Origin of the sequence: Aeromonas sp. s2, assembly GCF_040907935.1 — a bacterium.
Classification (GTDB): domain Bacteria; phylum Pseudomonadota; class Gammaproteobacteria; order Enterobacterales; family Aeromonadaceae; genus Aeromonas; species Aeromonas dhakensis.
Genome location: NZ_JBFOCR010000003.1, coordinates 1 through 3,065 on the forward strand (window position 1 = coordinate 1; position 3,065 = coordinate 3,065).

General features: G+C 52.7%; 1 rRNA gene. It reads right to left on the reverse strand.

Annotation, left to right across the window (positions count from 1 at the left end):
* Window positions 1-20: 20 nt before the first annotated feature.
* Window positions 21-2,909: ribosomal RNA gene (locus AB5Y81_RS01460) — 23S ribosomal RNA — on the reverse strand.
* Window positions 2,910-3,065: the final 156 nt, after the last annotated feature.

Below are 3,065 nucleotides of genomic sequence, written 5' to 3' on the forward strand. Positions count from 1 at the left end.
GAACACTTCTTGGGTGTTGTATGGTTAAGCCTCACGGGTAATTAGTATGGGTTAGCTCAACACGTCGCCGCGCTTACACACCCCACCTATCAACGTTGTGGTCTCCAACGGCCCTTTAGGACCCTCAAGGGGTCAGGGATGACTCATCTCAGGGCTCGCTTCCCGCTTAGATGCTTTCAGCGGTTATCGATTCCGAACTTAGCTACCGGGCAGTGCCACTGGCGTGACAACCCGAACACCAGAGGTTCGTTCACTCCGGTCCTCTCGTACTAGGAGCAACTCCCTTCAATCATCCAACGCCCACGGCAGATAGGGACCGAACTGTCTCACGACGTTCTGAACCCAGCTCGCGTACCACTTTAAATGGCGAACAGCCATACCCTTGGGACCGACTTCAGCCCCAGGATGTGATGAGCCGACATCGAGGTGCCAAACACCGCCGTCGATATGAACTCTTGGGCGGTATCAGCCTGTTATCCCCGGAGTACCTTTTATCCGTTGAGCGATGGCCCTTCCATTCAGAACCACCGGATCACTATGACCTACTTTCGTACCTGCTCGACCTGTCCGTCTCGCAGTTAAGCTGGCTTATGCCATTGCACTAACCTCCTGATGTCCGACCAGGATTAGCCAACCTTCGTGCTCCTCCGTTACTCTTTGGGAGGAGACCGCCCCAGTCAAACTACCCACCAGGCACTGTCCGCGAGCCCGATTCAGGGCCCTGCGTTAGAACATCAAACATACAAGGGTGGTATTTCAAGGACGGCTCCAGCGCAACTGGCGTCACGCCTTCAAAGCCTCCCACCTATCCTACACATGTAGGTTCAATGTTCAGTGCCAAGCTGTAGTAAAGGTTCACGGGGTCTTTCCGTCTAGCCGCGGGTACACCGCATCTTCACGGCGAATTCGATTTCACTGAGTCTCGGGTGGAGACAGCATGGCCATGGTTACACCATTCGTGCAGGTCGGAACTTACCCGACAAGGAATTTCGCTACCTTAGGACCGTTATAGTTACGGCCGCCGTTTACCGGGGCTTCGATCAAGAGCTTCGCTTGCGCTAACCCCATCAATTAACCTTCCGGCACCGGGCAGGTGTCACACCCTATACGTCCACTTTCGTGTTTGCAGAGTGCTGTGTTTTTGATAAACAGTCCCAGCCATCTGGTCACTGCGACTCCCGTCAGCTCCATCCGCAAGGGACTTCACCAACAAGAGCGTACCTTCTCCCGAAGTTACGGTACTATTTTGCCTAGTTCCTTCACCCGAGTTCTCTCAAGCGCCTTGGTATTCTCTACCCGACCACCTGTGTCGGTTTGGGGTACGATGACTTGTAATCTGAAGCTTAGAGGCTTTTCCTGGAAGCAGGGCATCAATGGCTTCCACACCGTAGTGTGTTCGTCTCGTGTCTCAGTGTTGTGTCTCCGGATTTGCCTAGAAACACCACCTACGCACTTTCACCAGGACAACCGTCGCCTGGCCCACCTAGCCTTCTCCGTCCCCCCATCGCAATTACAAGTCGTGCAGGAATATTAACCTGCTTCCCATCGATTACGCCTTTCGGCCTCACCTTAGGGGTCGACTCACCCTGCCCCGATTAACGTTGGACAGGAACCCTTGGTCTTCCGGCGAGGAGGCTTTTCACCCCCTTTATCGTTACTTACGTCAGCATTCGCACTTCTGATATCTCCAGCATGCCTCTCGACACACCTTCGCAGACTTACAGAACGCTCCCCTACCACTCACGCTTAGCGTGAATCCGCGGCTTCGGTGCCTGGTTTGAGCCCCGTTACATCTTCCGCGCAGGCCGACTCGACTAGTGAGCTATTACGCTTTCTTTAAATGATGGCTGCTTCTAAGCCAACATCCTAGCTGTCTGAGCCTTCCCACATCGTTTCCCACTTAACCAGAACTTTGGGACCTTAGCCGGCGGTCTGGGTTGTTTCCCTCTTCACGACGGACGTTAGCACCCGCCGTGTGTCTCCCGGATATTACTTACTGGTATTCGGAGTTTGCATGGGGTTGGTAAGTCGGGATGACCCCCTAGCCCAAACAGTGCTCTACCCCCAGTAGTATTCGTCCGAGGCGCTACCTAAATAGCTTTCGGGGAGAACCAGCTATCTCCGAGTTTGATTGGCCTTTCACCCCCAGCCACAGGTCATCCCCTAACTTTGCAACGTTAGTGGGTTCGGTCCTCCAGTTGATGTTACTCAACCTTCAACCTGCCCATGGCTAGATCACCCGGTTTCGGGTCTACACCTTGCAACTAGACGCCCAGTTAAGACTCGGTTTCCCTACGGCTCCCCTATACGGTTAACCTCGCTACAAAATGTAAGTCGCTGACCCATTATACAAAAGGTACGCAGTCACCCCGAAGGGCTCCCACTGCTTGTACGTACACGGTTTCAGGTTCTATTTCACTCCCCTCACAGGGGTTCTTTTCGCCTTTCCCTCACGGTACTGGTTCACTATCGGTCAGTCAGGAGTATTTAGCCTTGGAGGATGGTCCCCCCATATTCAGACAGGATGTCACGTGTCCCGCCCTACTCGATTTCACATCAAGGTTGTTTTCGTGTACGGGGCTATCACCCTGTATCGCCGGCCTTTCCAGGACCGTTCCACTAACTTCCAAGATGCTTAAGGGCTAATCCCCGTTCGCTCGCCGCTACTGAGGGAATCTCGGTTGATTTCTTTTCCTCGGGGTACTTAGATGTTTCAGTTCTCCCGGTTCGCCTCTGTTACCTATGTATTCAGTAACAGATACCCGAGTTATCTCGGGTGGGTTTCCCCATTCGGAAATCCGTGAGTCGTAATGTCTCTTACCGACTGCTCACGGCTTATCGCAGGTTAGTACGTCCTTCATCGCCTCTGACTGCCAAGGCATCCACCATGTACGCTTAGTCACTTAACCATACAACCCCAAGAAGTGTCGGTGAAACCGGCACAGCTTGTTGTCGTACAACAAGGACCAAATAAAATTTGGTTTTCGCCAAGAAGTTTCCAAAGCACTTGTAACAAATGTTTGAGAACTACTTTTTAAATCAGCTTTCCAGATTGTTAAAGAGCA